This is a genomic window from Nocardia seriolae NBRC 15557 (assembly GCF_007990715.1).
Taxonomy (GTDB): Bacteria; Actinomycetota; Actinomycetes; order Mycobacteriales; family Mycobacteriaceae; genus Nocardia; species Nocardia seriolae.
The window spans coordinates 17315-32410 of sequence record NZ_BJWY01000089.1 but is presented as its reverse complement, the minus strand read 5'-3'; the positions used below and the strand labels follow the sequence as shown (position 1 = coordinate 32410).

Below are 15096 nucleotides of genomic sequence, written 5' to 3'. Positions count from 1 at the left end.
CGACACTAGCGGTCCATATCCGGCGAACAAAATCGGACTCAGTTCAATTTTGAGCCTTCCTCGCTCGAGATGTATCGACCATGAGCAGATATTCTGACTGTGGGTGCCATGGATGCTCGCCGGTAATCTTATTGCCACAACCACATTTGAGGAGGTGCCCGACCTCATGGCCCTCGAATTCACGCCCTGGACGATCCGAAGCGACAAGACGCCCGAGATGGCGGTTCGCACAGCCCTTTCCATGGATAGCTGGGTGCTCACCTGGCTCCCGAACCGGTTGCTCACCCTCGAGCAGGCCTGCGATGGCATGACGCTCGATGAGACCCTGAGCGATCCGGCGCCCGCGAATCCCGAGGAAGCGCTCGAGATGGCCGCGCTGCTGGCCGCCGAGATCGGACTGATGCTGCCGGAAGTCGTTGTGCTGCTGTGGGATCGGTCCGTCGAGCGGGAACGGCGGCGGGCGAACAGAGGTTTCGAGCTGCCGGGGGCGGGTCTCGATGACGGCAGATGCCGCCGAACGATTTCCGCGCTGCGGACCGATAGATAAGCAGCGCGGGGAGGCTGCCGCTGTCGCGGGCGGCCATGGCGGTGACGGCCGGAGGGGTGCCGTCACCGCCTTTACCGTTCGGGACCGATGGCGGAGGGGTCGGAAAGGATTGCGCGGCGGGCGAAGCCGAGGGCGCCGAGCAGGATGGCGTCGTCGCCGAGGGTGGCCGGGGTGATGCGGAGGGCGAGGCCGGGAGCCAGGGCGCGACGGCCGGAGAGGCGGTCTTCGATGGTCGGAGCCAACCAGGGGGTCCAGTCGCCGAGTAGGCCGCCCAAGACCACCTGGTCGGCGTCGAGCAGGGCGGTGATGGACAGGATCGCCGCGCTCAGTGCGCGGGCCGCCTGTTCGAGGGCGGCGGTGGCCCGGGGATCCGCTCGGTGCAGGCGGGCCAGTAGTTCGGTCTGTGCGGTGTGCAATCCCTTGTCGTGCAATAGGTCAGCGAGACCGGACGCGGTGAAGACGGCTTCGGGGCCCGCGTATGCGACCAGGCAGCCGCGGGCACCGCAGACGCAGTCGGGGCCGTCCATCGCGACCGGGACATGTCCGGGTTCGCCCGTGATGCCGTGGCTGCCGGTGTGGATACGACCGTCCAGCACCACGCCGCCACCGATGCCGGTGCCGGCCTCGATGAGGACCAGTCCGCGCGAATCCCGCTTCAGAGCATGAAATTCGGCCAGCGCCGCCGCGTTCGCGTCGTTGACCACGTCGATCGCGACCGGTGGGCCGGACCGGCGCTCGGCGATCAGGTCGCGCAGCCGGACGGGCCGCATCCAGCCGAAATCCGGTGCCACCGTGACCGTTTGGTACGCATCCTCCTGCACCGGCCCGGCCATCGCCACGACCACCCGGGCGAGCACGGCGCGGCACCGGGTGGCGTCCGCCGCACCGATGCTCGTGATCGCGGCCGCGATGGCGTCCGCCATCACCTCGGGCCAGCACGGAGCGAGCTGGTGCGGGATCGTCTCGCGCCACACCACCTCGCCCGCGAGGTCGGCGACCGCGACGCGGAGGTGTTCGGAGGTGATCTGGATGGCGGCCACGCAGGCGCGGTCGGGGATCAGTCGCAGCGGGCGGCCGCGGGTGCCGGAGCGGAGGGCGTCGTCCTCGCGGATCAGGCCGCGGTCGGTGAGGTCGGAGACGAGGGCGGTGACCGAGCCGTGGGCGAGGCCGGTGGCGGCGCGGTGTGGGCGCCGATGAACACCCCGGCCGCGAAAGGAGTGTTCCGCGCGGGCATTTCGGAGTCCGGCGCGGTCACCCAGCCGAACGACCGGGCCACCGCGCCGGCCGTGTCGCAGCTGTTCACCAAGCGGAACGGCCTGCCCGCCACCGCCGCCGCGCTGCGGGACGTGAGCAAAATGCGACTCCGGGACATGGAGGACAAGCTGCGCGCGCCCGGCCCGGACGGCTCGGCGGCGAGCCTGCTCGGCCTGGCCCCGTTCGCGGACGGCACGCTCATCCCGGCGACCAGCGGCGAGGTCCTGAAATCCGGTGCGGACCAGGGTATTCCGCTGCTGATCGGCTTCACCGCGCACGAATTCGCCGCCGCCTCGTTGAGCGGTGAGCAGCCGGAGGTCACCGACGCGACACTGCCCGCGGCACTGGGCGCGCTCGGTTTCGCCCCGGCCGCCACCGCCGCCTTCCGTGCCGCCTACCCGGGCCTGACCGCGAATCAGCTTGCGGGGCAGGCGCAGAGCGACGCCGTCATCCGCATGCCCTCGTTCCGGGTGGCCGAGATGCGGGCCGGGCGCGATCAGCCCACCTGGCTCTACGAGTTCACCTGGGCCTCGAACGCGACCGAGTTCCGGGGCCGGTCCTTCCACTGCCTGGACGTCCCCTTCGCCTTCGACCTGCTGAAGGCGACCGGCGTGACCGCGGTGGCGGGCGACAATCCGCCGCAGCCGCTGGCCGACGCCGTGCACCGGGCGTGGGTGGCCTTCGTCAGCAACACGGACCCGGGCCCGACCTGGCCCCGCTACACTCTCGACCGACGCGAGACCATGATCTGGTCCGATGTACCGCACGTCCAGTCCGATCCATTCGCCGCACAGCGTCCGATCTGGCTGCAATGAACCAGGAAGCTACCGTGTAGCTATAGGTGTCGAGTCGGATGGATGGTTGGGCATGCAGGTGTCGCCACACTGGATCGCAACGGCTGCGGTGGTCGTGGCCTGCGGGCTGGCCGCCGCACCGGCCGCCCACGCCGATCCGGGCGACGCCACCGAGTCGGGCAACACCGTGGCAGACCTCGATCCCGTGGCAGACGTCAGCACAGTGGCAGACGTCGACACCGTGGCGGCCCTGGGCGGCGGATCCGGGATCGTGCTGGGCCGATCCACCAAGTGCAGCCTGACCACCATCGGCTACGACGCCGCGGGCCGTCTGGTCGGTTTCACCGCGGGGCACTGCGCCGAGGCCGGGACCCCGGTGCGCGGGGAGCAGTTCCCGGACGCCGGAGTGCTCGGTGTGGTCCGCGACTCCGACGCCCAACTCGATTACGCCGTCATCGAATTCGATCCGAGCGTGGTGACGCCGCTGCGCACGGTCAATGGCAGCACCATCGCCGGATTCGCGCCCGCGCCGCCCGCGTGGAGCATCGTCTGTCAGAACGGCCGGACCAGCGGCCATGCCTGCGGCGTGGTGTGGGCCTCGAGCCCGGTCGGTTTCATGGAGCAGGCGTGCTCCAGCTACGGCGACTCCGGCGCGCCGGTCACCATCGGTGACCAACTGGTCGGGTTGATCTCCGCTCCGCTCTTCAGCGACACGAAGGCCTACCGCTTCAGCTGCACCGACCCCGGCAACCCGATCCACACCCCGGTCATCGCCATCGCCTTCGACACCGTCCGCGCGGCCGTCGACGCGGGCAAGGGCGTGGGCAGCGGCTTCCAGCCCATCTAGCTTCAGCCCGCGAGCACGTCGAGGACGCGGTCGATATCGTCCTCGGTGTTGTAGAGGTGGCAGGCCAACCGGAGTCGTCCGGCCCGCATGGCACCCACGATGCGCGCCGAATTCACCCGCGCGAGCGCGTCCTCGGACACCTCCAGCGACACCACGGCCGAATTCCCCTCGGGCAGACCGAGTCCCTTGCGCAGGCGATCCGCGAGCGCGACATCGTGGCGGTGGATGGTCTCCACACCGATCCGCTCGATCAGTTCGAAGGCGGGTCGCTGCCCGATCCAGGCGGGCCACACCGGAGCGACATCGAAGCGCCGGGCGTCCTCGACCAGGCGCAGCGGACCGTCGTAGCAGGTCTCCCACGGGCTGTACCCGGCATACCAGCCCGCGGCCGCGGGCGTCAGATCATCCAGTGCCGCAGGCGTTCCCGCGAGGAAGGCGCTGCCCTTCGGGCCGAGCAGCCACTTGTAGCCGACGCTGACGATCCAGTCGGCCCCGGTGTCGCGCACCGGCAGCCAGCCGGCCGCCTGGCTCACGTCCAAGAGCACGCGCGCCCCGTGCGCCCGCGCGGCGGCGACGGTCGCGGCCACATCCAGCACCGCGCCGTCGGCGGACTGCACCACGGCAGCGGCCACCACATCGTCCCCGGCCCGGATCGCGCCGGGCAGCTCGGCCAGCGGCACGACCCGCACCTCCAGATCCGCGCGCACCAGGAAAGGCCAGAGCACGGAATTGAATTCATGCTCTGGCACCACCACCTGCGCGCCGGGCCGCAGACTCTGCGCCACCAGCCCGACCAGCTGCGACACCTGCGACCCGACCGCCACCTGGCCCGCCTCGAAGCCGGTGAGCCGTCCGAAAGCAGCCCGGCACTCATCGATGATCGGATCCACGCCGGGAATGTCGAACTCCCCGCGCATCCGCTGCTCCTCGGCCGTATTCACCGCCGCCAGCACGGATTTCGGCAGCAGACCGTAGCTCGCCGAGTTCAGATAGACGGTGCTGGGCGCGAATTCATCGCGCACAACGGACGCGAACACGGGCTGGGTACTGGTCATCCCTCCATCCTGCGACCGCGCCCGGCCCCCGGGAAAGGTCCACCCCACCGAATTCTGGCCTGATCATGGCCCCTGCGGATCGGGTCCGGAGCTGATGGTGCTGATCAGTACCCAGGGCACGGTCGGGTTCGCGAGGGAAAACCGTCAGGCCGAACGGGATTCGGCGGTGGGCGATTCGGTCTTGCGGGTGGTGCGGCGGAAGCGGAGGACGCCGTCCTCGAGGGGGGCCTTGCGGAGCATGGCGCGGTCGCGGAAGTAGTTGTTGATGACCTGCCACGGGCCGCGGGTGCCCTGGCGGGGCATGACGCCGTCGCCGCGCTGGATGTAGCCGGAGGTGAGCGCGCCGCCCATGAGTGACGCCTCGGAGCGGTCGCCTTCCTCGGGGACTGCGACGACCTCGTTGTATCCGTTGTCGCGCATGTGGTTCAGCAGGCGGCAGAAGTACTCGGCGGCCAGGTCGGCCTTGAGGGTCCAGGAGGCGTTGGTGTAGCCGAGGATCACCATCATGTTGGGGACGGTGCCGAGCAGTGCGCCCTTGTAGGCCACCAGGTCCCGGGTGGCGAGGGTCTGCCCGTCCACCTCGAGGGTCGCGCCGCCCAGCATCTGGACGCTGAGACCCGTTGCGCTGACGATGATGTCGGCCTCGATCTCCTCGCCCGAGGAGACCCGGATGCCCTTCTCGGTGAAGGTCTCGATGGTGTCGGTGACGATGGACGCCTCGCCCTTGCGCAGCACCCGGAACAGGTCGCCATTGGGCACCACGCACAGGCGCTGATCCCACGGGTTGTAGCTCGGGGTGAAGTGCCGCATATCGATATTCGGCCCGACCTGCGCGCGCACCGCGGCCAGCATGAGCTTGGCCGACAGCTTCGGATTGGTGCGCGAGAGCTGGTAGCTGGCCCGCTGCAAGGCGATATTGCGCGCCCGGCCCGCCTTGTAGGCCAGGGCGGCAGGCACTTTCGCGAGCTTGAAGCCGACCGCGACCGGGTCGTCGGCGGGCAGCGCGGCGATGTAGGTGGGCGAGCGCTGCAGCATGGTGACGTGCGCGGCGTCGCCGCTCATGGCCGGGACGAGCGTGATGGCCGTGGCGCCACTGCCGATCACGACGACCTTCTTGCCCCGGTAGTCGAGATCCTCGGGCCAGTGCTGCGGGTGCACGATCCGCCCGGCGAAGTTCTCCTCGCCGGGGAACGCGGGCCGATAGCCGTTGTCGTAGTCGTAGTAGCCGGTGCAGCCGATCATGAAATCGCTGGTGTAGGTCTCGGTCTTGCCGGTGCGCTCGTCGAGCACCTCGACCGTCCACCTGCCCTCGTCGCTGGACCACGAGGTCTTGGTGACCTTGCGGCCGAAGCGGATGTGGTCGGTGACGCCGTACTCGGCGGCGGTGTCCTCGATGTACTGACGGATGTGCGGCCCGTCGGCGAGCACCTTGGTGCCGTGCCAGGGCCGGAAGCCGTAGCCGAAGGTGTACATGTCGGAGTCGGACCGGATGCCGGGGTACTTGAACAGATCCCAGGTGCCGCCGATGGCGGTCCGGCGTTCCAGGATCAGGTAGCTACGCCCGGTCTTCTCCCTGGTCAGGTGGCAGGCCATGCCGATACCGGACAGGCCCGCGCCGATGATCAGTACGTCGACATGCCGCGTCATCGAGGTTCTCGCTTCTGGTCGCGCCCGGACCTCGGCGTCCGGGCGCTCCGAGTATTATATGTTATTTAGGGTAACGTCTACCGGCGCGGCCGAGTCACGGACCGAGGTCCCCGGCCGCGCCGACGCTCCCGGATCAGGCCGCGCGGACCTGCCCCGGCCGATCCGGCTCCGACCGATAGCGGGTGGTCGGGCCGTCGATGCCCAGCACCTTCCAGACCCGCTTGGACACCGGGTTCATCAGCCCGATCCGCTTGGCCAGCGTGCGGACGTCACCGAAGAAGCCCGCGAACGTCTCCTGGGACTCCGCCGAGCCGAAGAAGACCTCCTTGCGCACCTCGCGCGGAATCTCGAACTCCCGGAAGAACGCGCGCGGCGGAATCACGATGGCCCGCCCGCCGATCCACATGACGATCGGGAACGCCAGCGAGAGCACGAACTTGTTGATCGGGTTCGCCCGCGGCACATGGTGTTCGAGGAACTCGTGGGCGAAGGAGATGTGCCGCGCCTCCTCGGCGATGTGAATCGCCATGACGCCGCGCATGATCGGATGCACGTCCTCGTCGGCGCGCAGGATCGCCTTCTGCACGTGGTCGATCGGCTCCTCGCCCGACAGCACCGCGATGAAGAACAGATTCGGGAACAGCGAGGCCAGCGCCGGAATGACATAGGTGAGCTGCTTGAGGATCGGCCCCATGCCGGGCACGTCGATCCCGATGCGGTTCACCATCTCCTGGAACATCAGCGTGTGGTTGCACTCCTCGATGACCTCGTGGGTGCAGTAGCGGAATTCGGGCGAGCCGTTGCGCAGCTTGAAGGTGTGCTGCACCATGCCGCCGATGAGCAGGGTCTCGAACTGCAGGCCCACCTTGGCGATATTGGCCTGCCGCCACAGCCCGATGGCGATCTTGCGGGCCTCGGACTGCGCTTGATACCAGGGATGACGGGCGAAAATGTCACCGGAGACGGGCAGAATCCAGCGCCTGTCGTTCGGGGTGACCGCGAAATCGGGGTTGTCCCAATCGATATCGGTGAAAGGATCGAAGTGCTTGTCGACCGAGCCCTGCGACAGCAGCAGGAGTTGCTCGGCATACTGCCGTGCGATCTCGACCGTGGGTTCGGCCTTGACGGGTGCTGACGTCATTGTCAGAGCCTCTCGGGAAGTGACATAAGTTACTGTACCCAATGGTTACACCTACACTGGCAAGGCGTCAATAAAAGATCAGGACCAGAATCGCGGTCGCAATCCCCAGGACTCGAACTCGTCGATGACGTAGTCGCGCAACGCGGCCCGGGTCGGGAAGCGGTCCGGGTCGGCTCCGGTGATGGCGAGGGTAACGGTCTCGCCGTCGCTGGACCAGGAGAGATTGAGGCCGATCTCGACGCGGCGGAACAGCTCGGTCTCGCCGGTGCAGACCACCGGGCGCATGAGAACCGAACGGGCGCGCACCCCCGCGAGGGTCGCCACGCCCTGGCCGGTCTCACCGAGATTGGTGCACAGGCACTCCGGGGCCTTGGCGGTGCGGGAGAAATAGCCGAGGACGAACTTCGGCAGCATCTGCTGGACCGGTTGCAGGTGTTGCAGCGCGGGCGTGGTGGCCGGGTCGGCATAGGCGCGGGCGGCCTGTTTGATGGCGCTGCGGACCTGGCGCAGGTCGGTGTGCTCGCCCTTGCGGTACGAAACCGCGATGGGCAGGCCGGTGGTGGCATTGCCGCGCGGGTCGTCGTGCCCGCGCATGGAGTGTGGGATATCGACGCGGACGGCCGCGCCGTCGGCAATTCGGCCGCTGCGCCCGAGAATGCCGACCGCGACGCCGACCATGAGCCCGTTGGCGGTGCCGTTGTGGGCGGCGGCGACGGAATTCCATTCGGCGGCATCGACTTCCACGACCAGATCGGCGGCGGAATAGGTGGCGGGCAACAGGCGGCGGGGCTCGGTCGGCCGCGGATTGCGTTCGGGCTCGGTCACATTGCGCGCCGCCAGCGCGGCACGCAGGCTCAGCGCCACGGCGCGCAGCTGGCCGAGACCGTCCGCGAGATGGGCGCGCAGCAGGCCGGTGCCGGGGTTCGAGCCCACCAGCCGCCCCGAACTCGTTGCGATATCCGGGGTGTCGCCGAGGTCCAGCCGCCGCAGCGCGTCACCCACCGCGTAGAGCACCGCGCCCCCGTCCGAGCCGACATGCGAGGTGACCAGGGACAGCAGCGTGCCGCCGCCGGTGGTGGGCGCGGCCGACAACCGCCACACCCGGCCGGTCACCGGATCGAACTCGACCCGGCTCTGGTCGAAGAACCAATCCAGGACGCCGTTCTCGGGTACCGGCTCCTCCTGATATGCGAGCGGCTCCGCGTCGCCCGCCGTCACCCACCACGGCCGGGCGAACGGCACGGCGGTGGTCATCACCCGGCGCGACAGGAAGCCGTGCGCCAGGTGGGCGTGGAAGCGTTGCAGCACAGCCGGATCCAGTGGCTCGTCGAACCGCCAGGCCAGCTGGTTGACCAGGGCGTTGCCGTAGAGGTCGTGCAGCTTCAGGAACAGGTCGTCGTCGGCGGTGAGCCGGTTCAGGACTGCGGTCATGGCGGTCTCCGTATCGATGAGCAGTCAGAGATGCGAGATCGATGAGCAGGCGAGCTGCCGGATCAGCGGGCGCGCAGGGTACGAACGGTCAAGGGCGCGAACACGATCGCGACGACCAGGGCCGCGCCCACCGACCAGGCGAAGTCGGAGCCGACCGAACCGGATTCGGCGAGGGTGCGCACGGCCACCACCAGATGCGAGACGGGGTTGTAGTCGGAGACATGGCGCAGCCAGGCCGGCATGGCCGCCACCGGCACCAGGGCGTTGGAGGCGAAGCTGACGAAGGTCAGCACCAGCATCGACATGCCCTGCACCGCGGCCGGTTTGGCCACCGTCACGCCGATGAAGGCGAACAGCCAGCTCATGGCGGTGGTGGCGAAGACCACCAGGGCCGCGCCCAGGATCAGGCCGAAGGGATGGTCGGGCCGGTAACCCATGCCGAAGCCGACCAGCAGCACCATGAGCGCCGCGATCACGTAGCGGGTCGCGCCCGCCACCAGTCCCCCGGCCACCGGGGCGAAGCGGGCGATGGGCATGGAGACGAAGCGGTCGAAGACGCCGGAGCGGATGTCCTCGGAGAGTTGGACTCCCATGGCGACCGAGGAGGTCAGCACGATCTGCACCAGCACGCCGGGAATGAGGGTCGGCAGATAGGCGTCCAGGCTGCCCGCGATGGCCTTGCCGAAGACGCTGCCGAACAGCAGCGGGCCGACGATGGGCAACAGGACGGCGTCGTAGAGCAATTGGGGGCTGTGCCGGAAGGTCAGCATGCCGCGCTGGGCCATGTACAGCGACTGCGCCAGTCCCGCGCGCAGGCCGACATGGGTGATGCGCGGCTCGCGCGCGATGCGCGCGGTGGGGTGCACCAGGATGGTGTCGGCGACGACGGTCATGCGCTCGCCCTTTCTGCCGGAAGCGAGGGACGGGCCGGGCGCTGGGTGAGCGCCAGGAACACCGAATTGAGGTCGGGGCGGTCGACCCCGAAGCCGCGCAGGCGGATTCCGCTGTCGCGGCAGGCGGTGATGACATCGGCGGCGGTGCCGATATCGCCGAGTGGCACCGCCAGGGTGGCGGGATTGTCGCCGTGCAGGGGCGTGGCGCCGGTGAGCCGTTCGACCGCGGCGTCGGCCAGCGGGCGCTGCGCCGGGTCGACCAGGTCGATCCGCAGCATCTCCTCGCCGATGGACGCCTTCAGCTCCCCCGCCGTGCCCTCGGCCACGACGGTGCCGTGATCGATGACGGCGATCCGATCCGCCAGCGCGTCGGCCTCCTCGAGGTACGGGGTGGTCAGCAGGATGGTCGCGCCGCGCCCGACCAGCCCGCGCACCACCGACCACATGCGCTCGCGGGTGTGCGGGTCCAGCCCGGTGGTCGGCTCGTCCAGGAAGATCAAGGGCGGCACCGTGATCAGGGTCGCGGCCAGATCCAGCCGTCGCCGCATGCCGCCGGAGAACGAACTCACCCGCCGTTGCGCGGCCCCGGTCAGCTCGAATTCCTCCAGCAGTTCAGCGGCCCGGTCCTGGGCGGCGCGCCGGCTCAATCCGAGCAGCCGTCCGAACAGCCGCAAGTTCTCCCACGCGGTGAGGTTCTCGTCGACGGCGGCGTACTGCCCGGTGAGCCCGATCATCGACCGCACCGCCGTGGCCTGCCCGACCACGTCGTAGTCGAAAACCGTTGCCGTGCCGCGCGAGGGCCGCAGCAGCGTGGCCAGCATGCGCACGGTCGTGGTCTTGCCCGCTCCGTTCGGGCCGAGCAGCGCGAACACCGTCCCGGCCGCGACGCTCAGATCCACCGCCTCCACGGCGGCCATGGATCCGAAACTCTTGCCCAGCCCCCGGGTTTCGATTGCGATCTCCGTGCTCATCGCACACCTCCGATCATGGTCGGCACCTCGCGAACGCCGCTGTCCTCGGTGATGGATTCGTCTCGAGTGATGGATTCGATGACATCGGCGGCCCGCCGGACCCCATCGTCGCGGAAGCCCGCTCCGAAGGCGGCCGCCCAGGCCACCACCTCGGGTTCGGTGGCCCGAATCAGCAGCCGCTCCAGCCGATTCGCGGTCAATCCGGCGAACGGCGCGGTCGCGCCCAATCCGAGCGCCTCGATCTGCCTGCCCCAGTAGGGCTGATCGGCCTGAACCGCGCAGATCACCGACGGCACGCCCGCCCGCAGGGCCGCGGCGGTGGTGCCCGCCCCGCCGTGGTGCACGGCGACGGCGCACAGCGGCAGCACGCTCGGGTGATCCACCTGATCGACGACTGCCAGGCCGTCACCGATCCGGGGCCGGAACATGGATCCCACCAGCAAGACTCGCCGTCCCAGTCGCCGGCCCACCTCCCGGACCATCGATTCGATCGCCACCGGATCGGTGACCGGCATCGATCCGAAACCGGCGTATATCGGAGCCGGTCCCGCGCACAGCCATTCGGACAGTTCGGCGCCGATGGCCGGCGATTCATCGGCGGGAACCGGGAACCCGGTGAACAGCGGCTCCCGCAGCTCGTCCTCGAGGCCGGGGAACAATGCCGGGTCGTACGCCTGGATCGCGGTGTACGACCGTCCGGAATCGGCGTCCCCACCGGGCGTCGCGGCCCGGCGGAAGGCAGCGATCTCGGGGGCCAGCGCCCAGGCGCGCGCCTTGGCCAGGGCGCGCCAGCCGAGCCGATTGAGTTCCGCAGGCAGATACCGCGCCCAGTCCGTCGGCACGACCGGGACCGTGCGGTTGGGCTGGATGGGGAAGAAGTGCATCGCCGCGAGCGGGATGGCGTGGTGGCGGGCGACTTCGGCGGCGACCTCCTCGCACGCCATCCCGGTGACCAGGACCACGCTGTCCCCGGCCAAGCTGAGCAGATCTCGCGCCGCCTCGCCGAATCCGCGGCGTTGCAGGTCCACGACGGCCTGAACGCGGCGAACGGGATTGGGGTGCCGGAAGCGCGCGTCGTCGCGCTGGGCCCGCAGCAGCTCGCCGCTGTCCAGCCCGAACGGCACGGCCGAAACCCCGTAGCGTGCGGCGAATTCCACCAGATTCGGGGACACGGCCACGGTGACATCGTGCCCACGCCCCGCCAGCTCCCGACCGAGCAGCACACCGGGCTGTGCGTCACCGCGACTGCCCGCGAAGGCCAGCAGCACCTTCATCGAGCGGCCCCTGGCGGGGCCAGGGGCGCGGGGGCGGCCTCGGGTGGCGGGGTCGCGGCCGTGCGGTCGGCGGCCGGGACCCCGAAAGGAGCCAGGGCGGCAGCGGTTCGCTCGCCGCCGACGGAGCCGCGTTCCGCCGCGCGCACCTCGCCTTCGAGCACCTGCGAGGCGCTGGGCGCCGCCGGTCCGGTCGCGACCTCGGGCCCGACTCCGTGCGCGAATTCAGCCATGGCGCGGGTGAATTCGGCCAGGAAGCGGTCCATTTCGACGGCGGGGAAGGAGGCGGGGAAGCGGGTGGACAGGCGAAGGCCGTCGGTGGAGCGGACGATCCAGAAGAAGACCTCGTCGGCGGAGTAGGACTCGGCGCGGAGGGTGTGGCCGCGCAGGGATTCGACGAGCTGATGGTCGGGGAGGACGCGGATGTCGAGGAAGGAGATGCCGAAGCGGGGTCGGTCGGTGCAGTCCAGGAGTTCCAGGACCCGGGTCCAGGTGGCGTCGTTGGCGACTCGCGAGCGGCGCAGCACGGTGCGGGTGGATTCCAGGGCGCTGTCGGTGTCCACGTCGGGGGCGAGGGTGATGTCGATGGGCACGACATTCACGAACCAGCCCATGGATTCCAGCCAGCGCAGGTCGGGGCGGGTGGCGATGGGCATGATGGCGCGCAGCGAGATATAGCCGAAGGCGCGGCGGTAGGCGAGCGCCAGGGCGGTGAAGACGGCGACCGAGAGGCGGTGGCCGCGCTCGGTGACCGCCTGCTCGACCAGCTCGAGATCGCTGAGCGACATGAGCTTCCGCGACAGGCTGGCCTGCGCGCGGTCCGACACGGCGCCGCTGGTGGCGGTGATGGCCGGTTCGAAGCGCGGCAGCATGCCGCCGGAGCCGTCCAGGAAGCGCCGCCAGTAGCGCACCGGTTCGCAGTCGGTGGTGAGCGAGGCCGCCGCGGTGCGCTCCCAGTCCGCGAAGTCGGCGGAACTGCCGAAGGTGGGCGATTCCCGCACCGGCTCACCCTGGGTCACGCAGCGATACAGGGTGCGCAGCTCCAGAATGACGATGGCCTGCGAGTAGGCGTCCATGACCGAGTGGTCGGCGGCGACCAGCACGGTGAAGTCGCCGGTGTCGGCGTGCTCGACGGTGGCCAGCAGGCAGTGCGGCCACTGTAGCGGGGAGAGCCGCAATTCCAGTGCGTCGGTGAGGTATTCGTTGATGGGCCCGGATCCGGTGATGCCGGGCACCGGTTCGGCGGTGACCGTGACGTCGGCGGCCGCGCAGATCAGCCGCTCGGGTTCGATCGCCGCGCCGACGGCGAGGGTGGTGCGCAGGCCCTCGTGGCGGGCGTGCCACAGCCGCACGGTCTCGCGCCAGTGATCGCCGTCGAACGGCGCGTCCATTTCGAAAATGGTTCCGATCCAACGGCCCCGGCCCGGACGCGGGTCGGCGGCATCGGCGTCCCGGCAGTGCCGCACGTGCACGCTGGTGAAGGGTCGCTCGTCGGTGGCCCAGCCGGACCCGGCGGCCAGTTCGGCGCGCCAGAGCGTGAGTGCGCCGGAGCGCACGGTGAATTCGGACAGATGGGTGTAATCCATGACCGTCTCCCTCATCTAATTCCGCCGCCACGGCAACCGTTCGGAATCCGTAAATAATCACGGTGCGCGAAAGCATTGCTCCTGAAACGGTTTATATTCCGCCGGGCGAATTGGAAGCTATTGCTCTACTTGCTCGACGATCCAGCGCCCGCGGCGGCGCTGCCGGAACCCAATGCCTGTGCGGCCGTCCCACCGGCCTGCGCCGAACCGCTGGCGGCGCCACTGCCGGTGCCCAACAGTCCGAGTACCGAGCCGGGCCCGGGGAAGAGCCCGGCGAAACTGCCGGCCGCGGCACTGCCGGTGCCGAGCGCCCCGGCCAGTCCGGCGGCGGTCGAACTGCCGGTGCCGAGCGCGGAGCTACCCGTTCCCAGCTGCGGCAATATCGACGGTTGCGCGGGTGCGGGCGCCGTGGCGACCGGGTCGGCGGGGGCGGTGGCATCGCCTCCCGCCGACGCGGCGGTAGCCAGGGCAGGCGCGAGAATCGGCGCGGCGAGGCCCGCGAGAACAATGGCGCTACGGGCGAGAACACTGGCCGCACGGGCCAATCCGGGTGCGTTCATGGCCTGTATTTCCTTTCACCTTCATCAGGTCGAGCGCCGAGCGGCGGCTCGGTGGCGGCAGGTCTGTGATGTGCGGCGGCGACACTGCCGAGAATGGCACCCGGCGGGTAAACACTCATCTTCCACCGGTGGGTCCGAATCGACCTGCGAACTTAGAAAAACACCAACGTTCCAAGCGCGCAACCCATAGATACGCAAACAATTGGTTAACGAACTGTTCCAATATTCTTCCATTGTGCTTCAGGCCACTGTGGGGGAGAAATTGGTCTCCACTTCACTTTCGACCCGCCGCACCCCGCCGACCGAGATCGAAATCGAGTTGCTCGCCGGTGCCCGGTTTCTGGGATCCTGGGCTGGTGAACGCAGGGGAAATCACCGTCGAGGTCGCACCCGAGCTGCGCGTGTTCGTCGGGCAGCACGACGGCACGCCGGTCCGCGTCGACGGCACCTCGACGCTGGGGCACGTGGTGGAGTCGCTGGGCGTGCCGCTGACCGAGGTGGGCACGCTCACGGTGAACGGCGAATCGGTTGCGCCCGGCCATATTCCGGCGGGCGGGGAAACGATCACGGTGGCCGCGGTGGCCCGCCCGCAACCCAGTTCGGAACCGCTGCGCTTCCTGCTCGACATCCATCTGGGCACCCTCGCCCGCCGACTGCGGCTACTGGGAATCGATGCGGCATACGAGAATCCGGACATCGGTGACGCCGCACTGGCCGCCCGGTCGGCCGCCGAGCGGCGGGTGCTGCTCTCGCGCGATCGCGGCCTGCTACGCCGCCGCGAAATCTATTCCGGCGCTTACGTTTACAGCCATCAGCCCGCCGAGCAGCTGGACGACGTGCTGTCCCGCTTCGCCCCGCGCCTGGATCCCTGGACCCGCTGCACCTCCTGCAACGGCTCGCTGCGCGCCGCCGACCGCGAGACCGTGCGCGCGCAGCTGCCCGACAACACCGGCCAGAGCTACGACTCCTTCGCCCAGTGCGTGGACTGCGGCCAGACCTATTGGAAGGGCGCACACCACGCCCGCCTCGACGCCATCGTGGCGGACGCCCTCGCCACGTTCGCCTGACCCGGCCGGGTTCGCCCGCCCGGCCGACTTCG

Annotated in this window: 14 protein-coding genes; 4 read left to right on the top strand and 10 right to left on the bottom strand. The window is 69.5% G+C overall.

What is annotated here, in order from left to right; all coding sequences use genetic code 11:
- Positions 1 to 166: 166 nt before the first annotated feature.
- The gene (locus NS2_RS24340) at positions 167 to 547 is read left to right on the top strand and encodes a hypothetical protein (RefSeq protein ID WP_183121220.1); all 381 of its coding nucleotides are present in this window, start codon (positions 167 to 169) and stop codon (positions 545 to 547) included.
- A gap of 71 nt (positions 548 to 618) precedes the next feature.
- Here NS2_RS24340 and NS2_RS24335 read toward each other — a convergent pair whose 3' ends face one another.
- The gene (locus tag NS2_RS24335; RefSeq protein WP_052086773.1) at positions 619 to 1587 is read right to left on the bottom strand and encodes an ROK family protein; all 969 of its coding nucleotides are present in this window, start codon (positions 1585 to 1587) and stop codon (positions 619 to 621) included.
- On the opposite strand from NS2_RS24335, the gene NS2_RS24330 reads away from it, so the two are divergent.
- Together NS2_RS24330 and NS2_RS24325 are read left to right on the top strand one after the other, a co-directional pair.
- Complete coding sequence (locus NS2_RS24330; protein WP_052086774.1) at positions 1558 to 2616, top strand: carboxylesterase family protein; 1059 nt, start codon at positions 1558 to 1560, stop codon at positions 2614 to 2616. The two genes, NS2_RS24335 and NS2_RS24330, sit on opposite strands and share 30 nt — an antisense overlap.
- A gap of 52 nt (positions 2617 to 2668) precedes the next feature.
- Positions 2669 to 3442 (top strand): chymotrypsin family serine protease, encoded by a 774-nt coding sequence (locus NS2_RS24325; RefSeq protein WP_052086775.1) that lies wholly within the window; start codon positions 2669 to 2671, stop codon positions 3440 to 3442.
- 2 nt (positions 3443 to 3444) lie between these two features.
- Here the strand turns inward: NS2_RS24325 and NS2_RS24320 are convergent, their stop codons facing one another.
- From NS2_RS24320 to NS2_RS24280, 9 genes are all read right to left on the bottom strand, one after another.
- Positions 3445 to 4497, bottom strand: a complete 1053-nt coding sequence (locus tag NS2_RS24320; RefSeq protein WP_052086776.1) for an aminotransferase class V-fold PLP-dependent enzyme — start codon at positions 4495 to 4497, stop codon at positions 3445 to 3447.
- 144 nt (positions 4498 to 4641) lie between these two features.
- Entirely contained in the window at positions 4642 to 6144 is a 1503-nt protein-coding gene (locus NS2_RS24315) for a flavin-containing monooxygenase (protein WP_033089702.1), read from the bottom strand.
- A gap of 133 nt (positions 6145 to 6277) precedes the next feature.
- On the bottom strand, positions 6278 to 7285 hold the full coding sequence (locus NS2_RS24310; RefSeq protein ID WP_081986143.1) for an AurF N-oxygenase family protein: 1008 nt from the start codon (positions 7283 to 7285) through the stop codon (positions 6278 to 6280).
- Between the two features lie 78 nt (positions 7286 to 7363).
- Positions 7364 to 8716, bottom strand: a complete 1353-nt coding sequence (locus tag NS2_RS24305; RefSeq protein WP_033089703.1) for a hypothetical protein — start codon at positions 8714 to 8716, stop codon at positions 7364 to 7366.
- 62 nt (positions 8717 to 8778) lie between these two features.
- Positions 8779 to 9609, bottom strand: a complete 831-nt coding sequence (locus NS2_RS24300; protein WP_081986144.1) for an ABC transporter permease — start codon at positions 9607 to 9609, stop codon at positions 8779 to 8781.
- Positions 9606 to 10580, bottom strand: a complete 975-nt coding sequence (locus tag NS2_RS24295; RefSeq protein WP_033089704.1) for a daunorubicin resistance protein DrrA family ABC transporter ATP-binding protein — start codon at positions 10578 to 10580, stop codon at positions 9606 to 9608. Before NS2_RS24295 ends, NS2_RS24300 begins: the two co-directional genes overlap by 4 nt.
- The gene (locus NS2_RS24290; RefSeq protein WP_071811648.1) at positions 10577 to 11854 is read right to left on the bottom strand and encodes a glycosyltransferase; all 1278 of its coding nucleotides are present in this window, start codon (positions 11852 to 11854) and stop codon (positions 10577 to 10579) included. The genes NS2_RS24295 and NS2_RS24290 overlap by 4 nt, the downstream gene beginning before the upstream one ends.
- The gene (locus NS2_RS24285) at positions 11851 to 13437 is read right to left on the bottom strand and encodes a condensation domain-containing protein (protein WP_082062696.1); all 1587 of its coding nucleotides are present in this window, start codon (positions 13435 to 13437) and stop codon (positions 11851 to 11853) included. The genes NS2_RS24290 and NS2_RS24285 overlap by 4 nt, the downstream gene beginning before the upstream one ends.
- 125 nt (positions 13438 to 13562) lie before the next feature.
- Positions 13563 to 13997 carry a hypothetical protein gene (locus tag NS2_RS24280; protein ID WP_052086778.1) on the bottom strand — a complete coding sequence of 145 codons (435 nt, stop codon included), beginning with the start codon at positions 13995 to 13997 and terminating at the stop codon, positions 13563 to 13565.
- A gap of 356 nt (positions 13998 to 14353) precedes the next feature.
- Here NS2_RS24280 and NS2_RS24275 point away from each other — a divergent pair, with 356 nt between their 5' ends.
- The gene (locus tag NS2_RS24275; RefSeq protein WP_147207293.1) at positions 14354 to 15064 is read left to right on the top strand and encodes a Mut7-C RNAse domain-containing protein; all 711 of its coding nucleotides are present in this window, start codon (positions 14354 to 14356) and stop codon (positions 15062 to 15064) included.
- The last annotated feature ends 32 nt before the right edge of the window (positions 15065 to 15096 follow it).

Bases quoted from the DNA above. Each gene is read 5' to 3' on its own strand.
- NS2_RS24340 (WP_183121220.1), top strand. From the start codon at position 167: ATGGCCCTCGAATTCACGCCCTGGACGATCCGAAGCGACAAGACGCCC.
- NS2_RS24325 (WP_052086775.1), top strand. From the start codon at position 2,669: ATGCAGGTGTCGCCACACTGGATCGCAACGGCTGCGGTGGTCGTGGCC.
- NS2_RS24320 (WP_052086776.1), bottom strand. From the start codon at position 4,497: ATGACCAGTACCCAGCCCGTGTTCGCGTCCGTTGTGCGCGATGAATTC.
- NS2_RS24315 (WP_033089702.1), bottom strand. From the start codon at position 6,144: ATGACGCGGCATGTCGACGTACTGATCATCGGCGCGGGCCTGTCCGGT.
- NS2_RS24310 (WP_081986143.1), bottom strand. From the start codon at position 7,285: ATGACGTCAGCACCCGTCAAGGCCGAACCCACGGTCGAGATCGCACGG.
- NS2_RS24305 (WP_033089703.1), bottom strand. From the start codon at position 8,716: ATGACCGCAGTCCTGAACCGGCTCACCGCCGACGACGACCTGTTCCTG.
- NS2_RS24300 (WP_081986144.1), bottom strand. From the start codon at position 9,609: ATGACCGTCGTCGCCGACACCATCCTGGTGCACCCCACCGCGCGCATC.
- NS2_RS24295 (WP_033089704.1), bottom strand. From the start codon at position 10,580: ATGAGCACGGAGATCGCAATCGAAACCCGGGGGCTGGGCAAGAGTTTC.
- NS2_RS24290 (WP_071811648.1), bottom strand. From the start codon at position 11,854: ATGAAGGTGCTGCTGGCCTTCGCGGGCAGTCGCGGTGACGCACAGCCC.
- NS2_RS24285 (WP_082062696.1), bottom strand. From the start codon at position 13,437: ATGGATTACACCCATCTGTCCGAATTCACCGTGCGCTCCGGCGCACTC.
- NS2_RS24280 (WP_052086778.1), bottom strand. From the start codon at position 13,997: ATGAACGCACCCGGATTGGCCCGTGCGGCCAGTGTTCTCGCCCGTAGC.